The sequence below is a fragment of the Phytobacter sp. SCO41 genome (genome assembly GCF_003073275.1).
Lineage (GTDB): Bacteria > Pseudomonadota > Gammaproteobacteria > Enterobacterales > Enterobacteriaceae > Phytobacter > Phytobacter diazotrophicus.
Window position 1 is genome coordinate 2,710,148 of the sequence record NZ_CP027225.1, and the last position, 14,832, is coordinate 2,724,979.

Consider the following 14,832-nt stretch of genomic DNA (forward strand, 5'->3'; position numbering starts at 1 on the left):
CTTTCTGTTTTTAATTCGGTTTATTCAATTTTAGCCCTGCTGCTTTATCTGTAACAAAGCCCGACAATGGGGAGAATTGTGTATTTCATGGGTTGTTGAGGCAGCAGTGAGGGTGTTTCTGCTGGCACAAAATGCCATTGAACAATATATAATTTAATAATATATTAAAAAGTATATTGTATGCGGTTGTAGATAAAGGTAAGTCACCCGTGAAGACACCCGATAAACAACACATGTACGCCGCTGCCGCCAAAGCGGCAGGGGTACTGAAATCGATGGCCAATGAAGACCGCCTGCTGTTGCTGTGCCATCTCAGCCAGGGCGAAGCGTCCGTGGGCGAGATAGAACAGGCGCTGAGCATTACGCAGCCGACACTCTCACAACAACTGGGGGTGCTGCGTCGCCAGCAACTGGTAGAAACCCGGCGCGAAGGAAAGCAGATCTTCTACCGGGTCGCGGCACCGGATGTGCTGACATTGCTCAACACCCTTTACACACTCTATTGCCCGACACCGGAAAACGAGGAGGGGGAATGATGATTGACTGGACACATTTCACGCCGCTGGAAAGCGCCATCGGTGGGGGGGTGATTGGTGCGGCGGCATCAATGCTGATTCTGTTTTGCGGACGGGTCGCCGGGATCAGCGGCATCCTCGGCGGCGTGCTGTCGCGGGCAAATAACGACAAGGGCTGGCGAATAGCGTTTCTGCTCGGCATGGTGCTTTCCCCGGTGCTCTGGCGTCTGGTGGCGCCGCTGCCAGCGGTTAGCATCACGGCGCCCTGGCCGATGCTGGTCGTGGCCGGTCTTCTTGTCGGGGTGGGAACACGTTACGGTTCCGGCTGTACCAGCGGCCACGGTGTGTGCGGCCTGTCGCGTCTGTCGGTGCGTTCACTGGTCGCCACGCTGACCTTTATGGCCGCCGCGTTTATTACCGTGTGGCTGGTCGGTTTCTGGCGTGGCTGAGCGTAAAAGTAAAAGGAGTGCTCTGATGAACAAAGTTTTTGCCTTATTGTCGGGTCTGCTGTTTGGTATCGGGCTGATTGTCGGCGGTATGGCCAATCCGGCAAAAGTCATTGGTTTTCTGGATATCACCCGCGTGTGGGATCCCTCGCTGGCCTTTGTGATGGGTGGGGCCATTAGCGTTGCCTTCTTTACCTTTCGCGCGGCGGCCAGACGCAAACGGCCACTCTGTGGCGATAAGATGCATCTACCCACCTCCAGTCACATTGATAAACGTCTGGTGGGTGGGTCGCTGTTATTTGGCACTGGCTGGGGGCTGGCGGGTATCTGCCCCGGCCCCGGGCTGGTGCTGCTGGGGGCCGGTTTCACTCAGGGGCTAATTTTCGTGCTGGCCATGCTTGCCGGGATGCTGCTTTTTCAGGGGATTGAAGGGTACCGACACCGTTAGTCACAGATTCGTCCCGCGCATCAGCGGGGACGAGCCTTTTCCGATCACTGAGCGACCCAACCGCCGTCCATATTCCATGCCGCGCCGCGAACCTGTGACGCGGCGTCACTGCATAAAAAGAGGGCCAGCGCGCCCAGTTGTTCCGGGGTGACAAACTCACCGGAGGGCTGTTTTTCCCCAAGCAGTGAGTCGCGAGCCACGTCGGGGGCGATCCCGGAGGCAATGCGCTGGTCAATCTGCTGTTGTACGAGTGGTGTCAACACCCAGCCGGGGCACAGGGCATTACAGGTGATGTTGGTCTGGGCGTTTTCCAGGGCGATCACTTTCGTCAGGCCGACTACCGCGTGCTTGGCGGCAACATAGGCGGATTTCTCTTTCGAGGCCACCAGGCCATGCACCGAAGCAATATTGATAATGCGCCCCCAGTTGCGCTCTTTCATTCCAGGTAGCGCCAGGCGGCTGGTGTGAAAGACCGACGACAGATTGATCGCCAGGATAGCGTTCCACTTTTCGACCGGGAACTGTTCGACAGGAGCGACATGCTGGATCCCGGCGTTATTGACCAGAATATCCACGCCGCCATACTCCCTTTCCGCATACTGCATCATGGCTTCAATTTGCGCCGGGTCGCTAAGATCCGCGTCGTGATAACCGGGCCTTGCCCCATAGCGAGCGACTTTCTCTTTGGCGCGATCTACCTCGCCAAAACCGTTGAGTATCAGCTCTGCGCCCGCTTCTGCCAGCGCGCAGGCGATCCCCAAACCAATGCCGCTGGTGGAGCCCGTTACCAGCGCGACTTTACCGTTCAGATGCATCTTGTTCTCCTTAAACAATACCGGTCGTGTAGAACACGCCGATCACAAACAGGACCGCCAGACTTTTAATCAGGGTGATGGCGAAAATGCCGCCATACGCCTGTCGGTGTGATAAACCCGTAATGGCGAGCAGGGTGATAACCGCGCCATTATGCGGAAGGGTATCCATACCGCCGCTGGCCATTGATGCCACGCGGTGCAACACCTCCAGTGGAATGTGGGCCGCATGAGCGGCGGCAACGAACGTATCGGCCATGGCCGCCAGCGCGATACTCATCCCCCCGGACGCGGAGCCGGTGATCCCGGCCAGCACCGTAACGCTGATGGCTTCGTTCAACAGCGGATTGGGGATCGCCGCCAGTCCTTTGGACAACACCAGAAAGCCTGGCAGAGCGGCGATGACTGCGCCAAATCCATATTCAGATGCGGTGTTCATTGCCGCCAGAATGGCGCCACCCACGGCCGTTTTGCTGCCTTCTGCCAGCCGTCCGCGAATATTGCGAAAGCCGCAGATCACCACCATTAAAATGCCTGCGCACAGGGCCGCTTCCACCGCCCAGATGGCGTTAATTTTACCCACCTCGGTGACAATAGGTTTCGCCAGACCGGGGAGCGTCAGTTCATGTGTGGCGCCATACCAGACCGGGATCCAGCGGGTAAACAGCAAATTGAAAACGCCGACCAGAATCAACGGCGCAATGGCGATAATCGGGTTAGGCAGGTTGATGTTATCCGGCGTTTCCGGCTCATTTTGTAAGTCGGTGCCGTAACCTTCATTATTGGCCTGCGCTTTGCGCCGCTGACGTTCGAGATAAAAAAGGCCGACCACAATAATAAATAGCGAGCCGATCAAACCAAGCCATGGGGCTGCCCATGCGTTGGTGCCGAAGAAACTGGTTGGGATGATGTTCTGAATCTGCGGCGTACCGGGCAGGGCATCCATCGTGAAGCTGAATGCGCCGAGTGCGATGGTGGCGGGGATAAGCCGTTTCGGAATACCGCTCTGGCGGAACAGTTCAGCCGCAAATGGATAAACCGCAAACGCCACCACAAACAGGGAGACCCCGCCATAGGTCAGGAGCGCACACACCAGCACAATCACCGGGATAGCGTGGCGACGGCCTAATAACTGAATTGCTGCGGCGACAATCGAACGGGAAAAACCCGAAAGCTCGATCAGCTTGCCAAACACCGCGCCGAGTAAAAAGACCGGGAAGTAGAGTTTAACGAACCCGACCATCTTCTCCATAAACAGACCGGTAAAGGCCGGGCCAACCGCGCCGGGGTCGGTCAGAAGCACGGCGCCTAACGCGGCAATCGGGGCGAACAAAATGACGCTGTAGCCGCGATAAGCCGCGACCATCAGCAAGGCCAGTGCAGCCAGGGCAATTATTACGCTCATCATGACTCCTGAATCTTGTTTTTGTAGGGGACAGAACCGGTCATTAAGGCTTTAGGGCATGGCGCAGTTGCCAGGCGCGTCGTTGTTGGATGCGTACGCGTCGCGCCTCATCCCAGTGATAAAATCCGTCTCCGCTACGCTCGCCGGTATCGCCGCGTTGCGTTTTTTCCTTGATCAGTTCGAGCATCGCATCTCCCTGAGCAAGCTCTGGTAGCAGGTGGCTATAGATGTCCAGTACGGTGTTAAGGCCGGTCATATCCGCCGCTTCCAGTGGGCCCACCATGGCATAGCGCCGACCAAGCGACGCACGCATCACCTGATCCACCACCCCGGCGCTGGCAATGCCGCTATGGACGATGTGTAAGGCTTCCCGCAGCAGGGCAAACTGCAGGCGGTTACCGATAAAACCGGGAGCGGCGCGGTCAAGCTTTACCGCCTCCAGTTCAAGGCGGCGTAAAAGCTGATACACCGTCTCAACGTACTGCGGGTCGGTCTGGCTGCCGGGAACCACTTCGACCAGCGGAATAAAGTGGGGCGGGTTCCAGAAATGGGCGATCAGCAGACGCGAGGGATGCGCCAGTTTTGCCGCCAGCGCATCCGGTGGCAGGCCGCTGGTATTACTGGCAATGATCGCATCGGAGGCAATGCGTTTTTCCAGCTCGGCATAAAGCGCGTGTTTAAGTTCCAGGCGTTCAGGAATTGCCTCGATAAGCAGGCGGGCACCCGCAAGATGGTCAAGTGACGTTGTCACGTGAAGCCGCGCCAGCGTCGCCGGTTTGTCTGCGTCGCTGAATTGCCCGGCGTCCCGCAGTTCGCTGAGGATGGCGCTCGCGGCGCCTGCCACTTCTGCCAGACGAGCCGGGTCGGTATCGTAGATCAGAACGTCCTGATGAAAGCGGGCGAAGTGGGTGGCAATGCCGATCCCCATCAGGCCTGCGCCGATGACCACGGTCTGCTGCATGCTGTTCTCCTTCATCGGGCCACCGCCAGCGCGACGCCCTGACCGCCGCCGACGCAAAGCGTCGCCAGCCCTTTATGTGCATCACGGCGCTGCATTTCATGCAGGAGCGTGACCAGAATGCGACAGCCCGACGCGCCAATCGGATGACCGAGGGCGATCGCGCCGCCATTCACATTGACGCGCTCGCTGTTCCAGCCCAGTTCGTCGCCGACGGCCAGCGCCTGGACGGCAAAAGCTTCGTTAGCTTCTATCAGATCAAGGTCGTTGATATCCCAGCCTGCGCGTTTCAGGGCCGCACGCGTTGCCGGAACCGGGCCAAGCCCCATTACCGCCGGATCAACACCCGCCACCGCATAGCCGGCAATGTGGGCCATTGGGGTAAGGTTAAGCTCGCGGGCTTTCTCCGCACTCATCACCAGCACTGCCGCGGCACCGTCGTTGAGTGATGACGCGTTGCCCGCCGTCACCGTTCCGCCATCCGGACGAAATGCCGGGCGCAGACGGTTTAATAATTCCAGCGAGGTTTCCGGGCGCGGCGGCTCATCCTGGCTGACCACAAGCGGCTCTTTTTTGCCGCGCGGAACGCTAACGGGTGTGATTTCCGCGCTGAATCGCCCGGCCTCACGGGCAGCGACCGCTTTTTGCTGTGAGGTAAGGGCAAAGGCATCCTGACGCGCACGGTCAATCGCGTATTTTTCTGCGAGGTTTTCCGCCGTAATGCCCATGTGATAGTCGTTGAACGCATCCCACAAACCGTCGTGAATCACGCTATCAAGCATATTGCTGTGACCAAGGCGTAACCCGGCGCGCGCGCCGTCCAGCAGATAGGGCGCGTTACTCATACTTTCCTGACCGCCAGCGATCACAATGTGCGCATCGCCGCTGCGGATCGCCTGCACCGCCTGCAACACCGCTTTGAGCCCGGAGCCGCAAACCTGGTTGATGGTCACCGCAGGTGTGGTCACCGGGATCCCTGCATGCAGCGCCGTCTGCCGCGCCGGGTTTTGCCCGCAGCCCGCACTTAACACCTGGCCAAAAATGACCTCGTCTACCTGATCGGGACGAATTCCGCTTTTTTCCAGCAACGCTTTCACCACGACGACGCCAAGTTCAACCGCCGGGAGTGGGGCCAGCGCGCCATGAAAATTACCGGTGGGTGTGCGGGTTGCTGCGACAATTACCACGTCCTGCATCTGTTCGCTCCTCATTGAAAACGCATCTCGGGGACTACATCAGGCACGATGAGGCGCCCGGCAGTTTTGCTGACGATCTCGTCCACGCTGACGCCCGGCGCGCGCTCTTTAAGCACGAACGCCCCATTTTCAATTTCCAGATAGGCCAGGTCAGTGAGAACGCGGCGAATGCAGTTCGCCCCGGTCAGCGGAAGGGTGCAGTGATCCAACAGTTTGGACTCACCACTTTTTGAGGCATGGGTCATCACCACGATAATGTTTTCCGCGCCCGCCACCAGATCCATCGCGCCGCCCATACCTTTCACCATTTTGCCGGGGATCATCCACGAGGCGATATTGCCGTCGATATCCACTTCAAAAGCGCCAAGAACGGTTAAATCCACATGGCCGCCACGGATCATGGCGAAGGACTGCGCCGAGTCGAAAATGGCCGCGCCGGGTCTGGCGGTCACCGTCTGCTTTCCGGCATTGATCATGTCGGCATCTAACTCAGCTTCGGTGGGAAACGCCCCCATACCGAGCAAGCCGTTTTCGGATTGCAGCATCACATCAACGCCAGGCGGGACGAAGTTCGCTACCAGTGTTGGGATACCAATACCCAGATTGACGTAGTAGCCATCACGCAGTTCGCGCGCCACGCGCTGCGCCATCTGTTCACGTGTCAACATATCGGCTCCTTATGCGCGCAGCGTGCGCTGTTCAATACGTTTTTCGAATCGGCCCTGAATCAGACGATCCACATAGATTCCGGGGGTGTGAATGGCGGCGGGGTCGAGTTCTCCTGGCGGCACAATCTCTTCCACCTCCACTACGGTTATTTTTCCGGCGGTGGCCATCAGCGGGTTGAAATTTTGCGCCGTGTGGCGATAGATGACATTGCCGTACCAGTCGGCCTTCCAGCCTTTAACGATGGCGAAATCACCGGTAATGGCCCCTTCCAGAATGTACGGGCGACCGGCGAATTCACGCACCTCCTTGCCCTCAGCGACAGGGGTGCCATAACCGGTGGCGGTGAAAAAGGCCGGAATACCGGCACCGCCGGCGCGGATCTTCTCGGCCAGGCTGCCCTGCGGCGTCAGCTCCACTTCAAGCTCCTCTTTGATCACCAGCTCTTCAAAAAGGGCGTTTTCGCCAACGTAAGAGGCGATGACTTTACGGACCTGGCGGCTTTCCAGCAGGACGCCAAGGCCGAAGCCATCGACACCGCAGTTATTGGAAACCACCGTCAGGCCGTGTACATCGCGGCGGCGGATTTCGGCGATGAGATTTTCCGGAATACCGCACAGGCCAAAGCCGCCTGCCAGTACCGTCATGTTGTTGCTAAGCCCCTCGAGCGCCTCTTGATAACTTGCGACGCGTTTATCCAGTCCAGCCATTCGCTTGCCCCTGTGTTGTCCTTTTGCGGCATCATCCGGGGCGAAAAATGATTTGTTAATTTTGATTTTGTGACGGATTGATTTGCTTTTCTTATTAATCTTTTGTTAATTAATCCTTTTCAATAAGTTAATGAAATGATAAATGAGAATGACCATCAAACAGTTACGCGCGTTTTTAGCGGTAGCTCACACTCTTAACTTCGCCCATGCGAGCGAAAAGCTGAATATGTCGCAACCGGCCCTGAGTCTGGCGATTCGCGGGCTGGAAGAGGTTCTGGGGGGCGCATTGCTGACGCGGACCACGCGGCGGGTCACCCTTACGCCGGAAGGCGAGGCGCTTTTCCCGATGGCGCGCCAGCTTATAGCCGATTGCGATAACGCCGAAGAGGCGCTGCGTCAGCGTTTTACGTTACAGAGAGGCAAGGTGTCGGTTGCCGCAATGCCATCTTTCGCTGCCAATGCGCTCCCCCCTGTGCTTAAGGCGTTTCGCGATCGCTATGCGGGCATTAACGTGACGGTGCACGATGTCATTAACGAACAGGTTATCGAGATGATAAGCGACGGGCGGGTGGAGATGGGGATCGCCTTTGAACCGGAGCCCGCGTCCAGCCTGCACTTTACGCCGCTGGCCATGGATCGCTTTCTGGCCGTGGTGCCGCGCGACTGTCCGCTGGCACAAAAGGAGCAGGTTAGCTGGCGTGAACTGCTCAAGCTCGATTTTATTACGCTACAACGGCCTTCAGCGGTACGCATCATGCTTGAAGAGAGACTGGCCCGCAGTGGGCATAAGCTGGAAGTGGCTTTTGAAAGTCATCAACTGGTGACGGTCGGTCGTATGGTGGCTAGTGGTCTTGGCGCAAGCGCGGTGCCTGCGTTGTGCGAAAAACAGATGATCGAACTGGGGGCGGTGTGCGTACCCTTGATAAACCCGGTGATCGAACGGCGCGTGGGGATTCTTCGCCTCGACCATGCGCAGCTTTCCACGGCGGCGCAGGCGCTGCTTAATACGCTTCGCGCCGCTTACAACGTCATCTGATCAGCGGAATGTGCGGTGCGGCGTCGGCAGGTAGATGGCCTGTCAGGCGCGGGTCGGCCTGTACTTCAACCTGAAAAGCGTAGGGGACAAAGCCTGAGCGGATATAAAAATTGAGCGCCGACGGGTGGTCAAAGGTACAGGTGTGTACCCAGAAACGTTCGATGGGTTTCGCAAAGGCGCGTTCTGTCGCTCTGCTCATAATGGCACGGCCCAGCCCTTTGCCGGTTGTGCCCTCTACCAGCCCCAAAAACACCAGTTCACACTGGCCGGGTTCACTAAAATCCAGCTCAAGCATACCGATATCCTCTGCGCCATCGCGAATAACCCAGGCTTCAACGTTCGGGTCGTTCAGGATAGCGGTCAGTTTGTCATCGGCCATATAGAGACGGGAAAACCACAGCCATTTAGCGCCAATCTTGCGAAACAGCGCGCGGTAGGCGATCAAATCCACGTTAACCAGCGGCGCCAGGGTGATGCCCTCGGGCAAGGGTAAGGTTTCCTGCTGCGGTTTGGAACGCATTTCGAGACAGGTGACGACCGATGCCACATGTCCCGGCGGGACATCAGAATAGCCTAATGCGATGGAGGTGCTTGCAGTGCTCATTTATTTTCCTTAATTGCAGGTGCGTGCTCTCAGTTATTTCAAGACAGACTACATCTTTCATACGGATTTTAATATAATTGCATGAAATCGCGGCTTTTTATTTTAGTTAAGGTCAGGAATGAAACTCACAAGAGCAGTAATAATTGCTTTTAGTCTTCTCCTTTTGCAAGGTTGTGACACCCAAGAAACGAAAGTTAAAAAATTATTAAAGTGTGGTTTAGCCGTTGATGAATTAGGTAATGAACATGCACAGGATAATTATAAAAAGAACAGTATGCTGTTTTTCGGCACAACCCCGCCTGCACTAAGCCACAACGAGATGGTTAAAATTGGCGATAAGGCAAGAGAAGAGCTGTGGATGGATAGCAGAAACAGTCGCGGCACGGTACAAAAATTACTCGAAGTCTACGGCGAAAAATATTGCGTTGAGCTGCATCAGGAACCGAACGATAAGAATATCAAAATGCTAAGGCACCTGATGTGATGTGACATCGCTGGCGCGACATACGGGGTTTTGAAGCGACAGAAACAAATATGCTCGCTGATGGTGCAAATTAGCTATGAAAAGGGGGGGTTTTCTCTACATGAGTTGTCGTCAGGGTTGGTATCGTTGAACGCTAATCCGAAGGCAATGAGCTGGTTATCGCGAGGGTGTATGATTATTAAAGGGCTGCAACAACGTTCGAAATGTAAGATATGTGACGGAAACGCTCAATTGCACGGTGTGCTTGATTTTAACACCTCTTGTTTGAGCACATTACCTGATCATGCCGTACTTCCGCTCACCGGCGTGCCAATTTATTACCATCGCTGCGAAAACTGCGGATTAATTTATACCCATGCTTTTGATGACTGGACATTTGATGATTTTAAAACGCATATCTATAACGATGAATATGTGCTGCATGATCCAGATTTTACAGGTGCCCGCTCGAAAAGTAATCTCGAATTAATTATGTCCAATTTTGAAGCGATTAAAGAGTGGCGTGTTCTGGATTACGGCGGTGGCGATGGGCAGCTTGCGCAATTGTTATGTGCAGAGGGTGTGGATGCTGTTGGCTGGGATCCGTTCCACCTTAATAACCATCTCCCGACAGGTAAATTTGAACTGATTGTTTGTTTTGAGGTGTTTGAACATACGCCCACGCCCGTTGAGACGCTTATGGCTGCCTGCGATTATTTGAAAGAAAACGAAGGGGCGATATTTTTCTCCACACTGGTCAATGACTCAACCACCCGTGAGGGAATGAACCACTGGTATATTGCGCCACGAAATGGACATATCACCATTCACACCAAGCAATCACTGGAAATCTTATTCAGGAAAGTCGGGCTGGAGGTGATACATTTCAGCGACAGCTTTCATATGGGATATCATCCGGCAGGGATCGGCAATTAATATCCTGGCGGGTGTGCAGTAATGGCACCCGCCAGAATGTGATTAATTACCCCAGCGACGTTTCAGATAATTGACCGCCTGCTGGGTTTGCGGCTGGTTCAGATAATCCTCGCGGAACAGAATCGTGCCTTTTATTTGCGGCGTCGACTCATTCAAATCGAGCTGTTTTTTCAGTTCCGGCACGCCGCCATTGACCGTCCAGTCTGGCTCATTCTTCGACGGTTCGCCCACCTTATACAGCGCAACGCCAATATACAGGCGGGTTTTCGTCGGTTTTACAACGTCCGCCCACCATTTCGCCAGCACATCATAACGCGCCGCGTCACGGGCAAACGGCCAGTACAACTGCGGGGCGATGTAGTCCAGTAATCCTTGCTGTACCCAGCGGCGGGTATCAGCGAAAGACTCATCATAGGCAGCGGCGCCTCGCGTATCGGAACCTGCCGGGTCGAAAGAGCGGTTACGCCATACCCCGGCAGGGCTGACGCCAAACTCAACATCCGGGTTAATCTGTTTGATGGTACGCGAAACCTGTTCAATCAACTGCTGCGTATTATGCCGTCGCCAGTCGGCCTTCGACGCAAATCCCTGACCATATTTTCTGAACGTCTCGCCGTCATTAAGCGCAGAACCCGCCGTCTCGGTATAGAAGTAGTCATCGAACTGCACGCCATCGACCGGATAACGGCTGACAACCTCCGCCACGATGCTGGTTATCCAGTCCCGCGCATCCGGAATACCAGGATCCAGAACAAAGCGGTCACCCGCCGTACGCACCCAGTCGCGATGCAGGACAAAGACGCTGGAGGGATGCAGCGGCAGGGTTGAATTCAGCGCGGCCACCGTAGAGGGTTTAATATTGGTGGATACACGGTAAGGGTTAAACCAGGCGTGTACCCGCATACCGCGCTTGTGTGCTTCATCGAGCATAAATTGCAGCGGATCGTAGCCCGGATCCTGACCTATTTTCCCCGTGAGGGTATCGGACCAGGGCAGAATTTTTGACGGCCACAGCGCCGTGCCATCCGGTTTTACCTGGAAAAAGACGGTATTGATGCCAAGGCTTTTGAGCTTATCCAGTTTTACCCGCATGGCTTGCTGCTGCTGATCAATACGGCTTTGCGCACTGCCTACGCCATTCACCGAGGCAAGCGGCGGCCAGTCAAGACGGGAAACCGTTGCCAGCCAGATCCCACGCACCGGCTCGTTGTTTTGCGAGGTTTTATCCGCGATGGGATGTTTAGCGACCGGCGGAAGCGGGGTAACGAGCGAGACGGGTAGCTTAGAGGCACAACTGGCGAGTAACAGCGCCGTTGCCATAAACACACTGGCTTTTTTGATTTTCGTTAATGGAAACAAACGACGTGAGCGGTTAATGGGATACTCCAGTATTTCAGGTTGTCGCCTGGAGGCACATTTTCGGCTTATTACGGGGTAAGTCAATGCGTTAAAGCGTATTGCGCACACGCGCAGAGCGGCCGACCAATGTTGCTCTGCCAGTGGTAACGACAACTTGCAGGGCTTAATGCATGACAGGATCGGGCAAATTCTGCCTTAATACGCAGAAAAATAGTCTTTTTTTGGGCCGCCTGTCGCTTTTAACGGCTTCGGTTATGCTTAGAAATGTATTCGTATCTTTCCTGGAAAAGCCCAAGGAAAAGCGCCAATGAAAACGCGAATAAGAAAACTAAAAAACCGATATCCGTTGCACATCCAGATAACCGTTCTTTTTACACTACTCATTGTTTCAATTGGCAGCATTATCATTCTTTTCAACCATAGCCGGCTGACAAAGCTTGCGGAAGTCAGCACACATCAACGCTACCAACAAACGGGTAAAGCGATGGCGGCGGAACTGAATTCGCTGACACGCACAATGGCGAGTTCGGTCAATATGCTGGCGAAGATGCCTGTCGCTGATGCCATGACAGAACCACAGCGCATGGCGCAGTTGAGTAGCTTCATCACGATCCTGCAACAGAATGATTACGCCAGCTCCGTCTACAGCGCCTGGGACAACGGAGACTTTTTTATTCTTCGTCGGTTAACGAACCAAAATCGGGCGTTATTTAAAAGCCCGGTTAATGCCCAATGGCTGGTACAAAATTACCGATTTGAGGCAAATCCTCCCGAGAAAAAAGCGTTTTATTTAGACAGTGCGCAAAACATTATTTCATCGGCCACTGTGCCCTATGATAATTACGATCCCCGCACCCGGAAATGGTATACGCTCGCCCACGACGAAAAAGGACTGATTACCTCACCCAATTATATTTTTAAAGCCACAGGCGAAACCGGTTTTACCTACAGTCAGCGGGCTGATAATCAGCGTGCGGTGATTGGTCTCGATGTATCTCTCGCTTTACTATCCGCCTTTTTGCAACAACAAGGGCTACCGCCTGGCAGCCAGGCCGCCATCTTGTCAGAGTCCGGTGAGATTATTGCCAGCCTGCCAACAGGTGAGGGTGGTAATAACGGCGGTATGAAAATGGATAATTTGCCGGTATTACAATCATTACTGGCACATGAAGATGCCAGGCACAGTCGTATTTTCACTGTTGGAAACGAAGACTGGTATGGCTCAGTGGTTAACATTCACAGTTCGGGAAATGACTACCGACTGGTGATTGCCACCCCGGCGGCTTTTTTGACGGCCGATGCCAGTGCAATCAGCGATCGTTCTACGTTGATCGCTTTCCTGTTACTCCTCCTCAGCCTGCCGGTTATCTGGTATTTCTCGCGCAAAATCTCTCATCCGTTACTCAGACTGCGTGAAGATGCGGAGGAGATAAGCCAGTTAAATTTTGAGGCCGAAGAGCGTCCTGGTCGCCGCTCGATCATCGAAGAGATAGATGACTTGCATACTGCGATGGCAAAAATGAAACAGACGCTGATCAAATTTATTTCGATGGGCAGTATGCTGACCGTTAAGAATAATTTTACCCAGCAGATGCAGGGACTCCTGACCGAAACGACGGAAATCGCTGACATGACCGGCGGAATGGTTTTTCTTTCCAATCAGGATGCGAATGTATTCACGCCCGCCGCATTTCGTTGGCGTGAGGAAAACATCGATTTCTCGGACATTCAACCGCTCGCCGTTGACCATGAACACTACGCCAGGTTCTGGCAATTACTACAGGGGCAGACGGTAAGCGGCATGTTGACCCGTGAAAATATCCCCCCGTCACTGCTGGCATTTCTTTTACCGCATCTCCCGGTGCGTTACGTCGCCGTACCGATGCAAACCCACGATAATCACCCCATGGGTTTCCTGCTGCTTTTTAATACCGATGTGCTGAGCGATAAACAGGAAAATGCAAAAATTCAGTTGATTAATTCGCTGGTCGGTATGCTTTCGGTGGCGATCGAAGCGCAACATCTTTTGGCAGAACAGAAGAAACTGCTCAATGCCTTCATTAAACTGATCGCCGGGGCGATTGATGAGAAAAGCCCCTATACCGGTGGTCATTGCCAGCGCGTCCCGGTTATCACAAAAATGCTGGCAAAAGCCGCCGTAGAAGCACAAGACGGGCCTTTCGCCAGCTTTACGCTTTCCGCAAATGAGTGGGACGAATTACATACCGCCTGCTGGCTGCATGATTGCGGGAAGATCACCACCCCGGAAGTTGTCGTGGATAAAGCCACCAAGCTTGAGCAGATCTACAACCGGATCCATGAAATCCGCATGCGCTTTGAACTGCTTAAACGGGAAAAAGAAATTGAGTTCTTGCGCCATCACGGGAAGGGCACTGATGCGCAGGCGCTGGACGCGACACTGCGCCAGCTTGACGACGATTTCTACTTTATTGCCCGCTGTAATATTGGTAGCGAGTTTCTCTCTGATGATGCACTGGCACGTATTAATAAGATTGCCAACTACCGCTGGACGCGCACACTCGACGATACGGTAGGCATTTCACAAGAGGAGTTGATGCGTAAACAACGTCAGCCCGCCGCGACGTTACCCGTACAGGAGCCGATGCTCGCAGATAAAGAAGAGCACATCGTCTACCGCACCGATGTCAGTAAAGAGGCTGACAGATATCACTTCAAACTGAAAAAACCGCTGCACCAGTATAACTATGGCGAAATTTATAACTTGCGTATCCGGCGTGGCACGTTGAATGAGGAAGAGCGCTACAAAATCAACGAACACATTATGCAGACCATTATCATGCTGGATAATCTGCCATTCCCACGCACAATGGCCAATGTGCCGACGATTGCGGGTGGACATCATGAACGGGTAGACGGCAAAGGCTATCCATATCAACTTAATGATTCGCAGATGAGTATGCAGGTCAAAATGCTGGCGATTGCCGATGTTTTCGAAGCATTAACGGCCATTGACCGACCGTACAAACCGGGGAAATTGCTCTCTGAAGCGCTGGGTATCATGGTCAGTATGGTCAATGAACATCACCTGGACCGGGAGCTGTTTATCCTCTTCCTGCAATCGGGCGTCTGGCTTGATTATGCACAAACCTATCTGGATCCCGAGAAAACGGACAACGTGAATGTTTCGGCGCTGGTGGCAAAAATTAAGCCGCAGCACATTGAAGGGGTAACGCCAGAAACCAGCCCGGCTTAAATACCGTAGGTCGCTGAGCCGAAGCGAGCAGGGCATCCGCTCG

General features: G+C 54.4%; 15 protein-coding genes. 7 read left to right on the forward strand and 8 right to left on the reverse strand.

Annotation, left to right across the window (positions count from 1 at the left end):
- Window positions 1-233 precede the first annotated feature (233 nt).
- Genes C5523_RS13200 through C5523_RS13210 form a run of 3 tightly spaced genes read left to right on the forward strand, consistent with a single transcriptional unit; the run spans window position 234 to window position 1,409 of the window.
- On the forward strand, window positions 234-536 hold the full coding sequence (locus tag C5523_RS13200) for a metalloregulator ArsR/SmtB family transcription factor (RefSeq protein WP_108701281.1): 303 nt from the start codon (window positions 234-236) through the stop codon (window positions 534-536).
- Window positions 533-964: a YeeE/YedE family protein gene (locus tag C5523_RS13205; RefSeq protein ID WP_108701282.1), complete on the forward strand. Its 432-nt coding sequence runs from the start codon at window positions 533-535 to the stop codon at window positions 962-964. The genes C5523_RS13200 and C5523_RS13205 overlap by 4 nt, the downstream gene beginning before the upstream one ends.
- Window positions 965-989: 25 nt before the next feature.
- A complete protein-coding gene (locus tag C5523_RS13210) occupies window positions 990-1,409 on the forward strand; it encodes a YeeE/YedE family protein (protein ID WP_108701283.1) in 420 nt (139 codons plus the stop codon).
- A 44-nt stretch (window positions 1,410-1,453) separates the two neighbouring features.
- On the opposite strand, the gene C5523_RS13215 is transcribed toward C5523_RS13210, so the two are convergent.
- Genes C5523_RS13215 through C5523_RS13240 form a run of 6 tightly spaced genes read right to left on the reverse strand, consistent with a single transcriptional unit; the run spans window position 1,454 to window position 7,156 of the window.
- On the reverse strand, window positions 1,454-2,224 hold the full coding sequence (locus C5523_RS13215; protein ID WP_107222726.1) for a 3-hydroxybutyrate dehydrogenase: 771 nt from the start codon (window positions 2,222-2,224) through the stop codon (window positions 1,454-1,456).
- A gap of 10 nt (window positions 2,225-2,234) precedes the next feature.
- Window positions 2,235-3,629 carry a GntP family permease gene (locus C5523_RS13220; protein ID WP_223878787.1) on the reverse strand — a complete coding sequence of 465 codons (1,395 nt, stop codon included), beginning with the start codon at window positions 3,627-3,629 and terminating at the stop codon, window positions 2,235-2,237.
- 40 nt (window positions 3,630-3,669) lie between these two features.
- Window positions 3,670-4,587 carry a 3-hydroxyacyl-CoA dehydrogenase family protein gene (locus tag C5523_RS13225; RefSeq protein WP_108701285.1) on the reverse strand — a complete coding sequence of 306 codons (918 nt, stop codon included), beginning with the start codon at window positions 4,585-4,587 and terminating at the stop codon, window positions 3,670-3,672.
- Between the two features lie 11 nt (window positions 4,588-4,598).
- Window positions 4,599-5,780 (reverse strand): acetyl-CoA C-acetyltransferase, encoded by a 1,182-nt coding sequence (locus C5523_RS13230; protein WP_108701286.1) that lies wholly within the window; start codon window positions 5,778-5,780, stop codon window positions 4,599-4,601.
- Window positions 5,781-5,791: 11 nt separating this feature from the next.
- Window positions 5,792-6,448, reverse strand: coding sequence for a CoA transferase subunit B (locus C5523_RS13235; protein ID WP_107222723.1), 657 nt, complete (start codon window positions 6,446-6,448; stop codon window positions 5,792-5,794).
- 9 nt (window positions 6,449-6,457) lie between these two features.
- Window positions 6,458-7,156 carry a CoA transferase subunit A gene (locus C5523_RS13240; RefSeq protein ID WP_108701287.1) on the reverse strand — a complete coding sequence of 233 codons (699 nt, stop codon included), beginning with the start codon at window positions 7,154-7,156 and terminating at the stop codon, window positions 6,458-6,460.
- Window positions 7,157-7,298: 142 nt separating this feature from the next.
- Here C5523_RS13240 and C5523_RS13245 point away from each other — a divergent pair, with 142 nt between their 5' ends.
- Window positions 7,299-8,192: a LysR family transcriptional regulator gene (locus tag C5523_RS13245; RefSeq protein ID WP_039078997.1), complete on the forward strand. Its 894-nt coding sequence runs from the start codon at window positions 7,299-7,301 to the stop codon at window positions 8,190-8,192.
- Here the strand turns inward: C5523_RS13245 and C5523_RS13250 are convergent.
- Window positions 8,185-8,796, reverse strand: coding sequence for a GNAT family N-acetyltransferase (locus tag C5523_RS13250; protein ID WP_108701288.1), 612 nt, complete (start codon window positions 8,794-8,796; stop codon window positions 8,185-8,187). The two genes, C5523_RS13245 and C5523_RS13250, sit on opposite strands and share 8 nt — an antisense overlap.
- Before the next feature lie 118 nt (window positions 8,797-8,914).
- Between C5523_RS13250 and C5523_RS13255 the strand changes: the two genes are divergently transcribed.
- Both C5523_RS13255 and C5523_RS13260 read left to right on the forward strand, forming a co-directional pair.
- A complete protein-coding gene (locus tag C5523_RS13255) occupies window positions 8,915-9,280 on the forward strand; it encodes a hypothetical protein (protein ID WP_039078999.1) in 366 nt (121 codons plus the stop codon).
- A gap of 171 nt (window positions 9,281-9,451) precedes the next feature.
- On the forward strand, window positions 9,452-10,195 hold the full coding sequence (locus C5523_RS13260) for a class I SAM-dependent methyltransferase (protein ID WP_172960893.1): 744 nt from the start codon (window positions 9,452-9,454) through the stop codon (window positions 10,193-10,195).
- 42 nt (window positions 10,196-10,237) lie between these two features.
- On the opposite strand, the gene C5523_RS13265 is transcribed toward C5523_RS13260, so the two are convergent.
- Window positions 10,238-11,515 (reverse strand): glycoside hydrolase family 10 protein, encoded by a 1,278-nt coding sequence (locus tag C5523_RS13265; protein WP_172960894.1) that lies wholly within the window; start codon window positions 11,513-11,515, stop codon window positions 10,238-10,240.
- Window positions 11,516-11,861: 346 nt separating this feature from the next.
- Between C5523_RS13265 and C5523_RS13270 the strand changes: the two genes are divergently transcribed.
- Window positions 11,862-14,789: an HD domain-containing phosphohydrolase gene (locus C5523_RS13270; protein ID WP_108701290.1), complete on the forward strand. Its 2,928-nt coding sequence runs from the start codon at window positions 11,862-11,864 to the stop codon at window positions 14,787-14,789.
- Window positions 14,790-14,832 lie beyond the last annotated feature (43 nt).

Excerpts from the sequence above, each read along its gene's own strand:
- C5523_RS13200 (WP_108701281.1), top strand. The coding sequence starts at position 234 with ATGTACGCCGCTGCCGCCAAAGCGGCAGGGGTACTGAAATCGATGGCC.
- C5523_RS13205 (WP_108701282.1), top strand. The coding sequence starts at position 533 with ATGATGATTGACTGGACACATTTCACGCCGCTGGAAAGCGCCATCGGT.
- C5523_RS13210 (WP_108701283.1), top strand. The coding sequence starts at position 990 with ATGAACAAAGTTTTTGCCTTATTGTCGGGTCTGCTGTTTGGTATCGGG.
- C5523_RS13215 (WP_107222726.1), bottom strand. The coding sequence starts at position 2,224 with ATGCATCTGAACGGTAAAGTCGCGCTGGTAACGGGCTCCACCAGCGGC.
- C5523_RS13220 (WP_223878787.1), bottom strand. The coding sequence starts at position 3,629 with ATGATGAGCGTAATAATTGCCCTGGCTGCACTGGCCTTGCTGATGGTC.
- C5523_RS13225 (WP_108701285.1), bottom strand. The coding sequence starts at position 4,587 with ATGCAGCAGACCGTGGTCATCGGCGCAGGCCTGATGGGGATCGGCATT.
- C5523_RS13230 (WP_108701286.1), bottom strand. The coding sequence starts at position 5,780 with ATGCAGGACGTGGTAATTGTCGCAGCAACCCGCACACCCACCGGTAAT.
- C5523_RS13235 (WP_107222723.1), bottom strand. The coding sequence starts at position 6,448 with ATGTTGACACGTGAACAGATGGCGCAGCGCGTGGCGCGCGAACTGCGT.
- C5523_RS13240 (WP_108701287.1), bottom strand. The coding sequence starts at position 7,156 with ATGGCTGGACTGGATAAACGCGTCGCAAGTTATCAAGAGGCGCTCGAG.
- C5523_RS13245 (WP_039078997.1), top strand. The coding sequence starts at position 7,299 with ATGAGAATGACCATCAAACAGTTACGCGCGTTTTTAGCGGTAGCTCAC.
- C5523_RS13250 (WP_108701288.1), bottom strand. The coding sequence starts at position 8,796 with ATGAGCACTGCAAGCACCTCCATCGCATTAGGCTATTCTGATGTCCCG.
- C5523_RS13255 (WP_039078999.1), top strand. The coding sequence starts at position 8,915 with ATGAAACTCACAAGAGCAGTAATAATTGCTTTTAGTCTTCTCCTTTTG.
- C5523_RS13260 (WP_172960893.1), top strand. The coding sequence starts at position 9,452 with ATGATTATTAAAGGGCTGCAACAACGTTCGAAATGTAAGATATGTGAC.
- C5523_RS13265 (WP_172960894.1), bottom strand. The coding sequence starts at position 11,515 with ATGGCAACGGCGCTGTTACTCGCCAGTTGTGCCTCTAAGCTACCCGTC.
- C5523_RS13270 (WP_108701290.1), top strand. The coding sequence starts at position 11,862 with ATGAAAACGCGAATAAGAAAACTAAAAAACCGATATCCGTTGCACATC.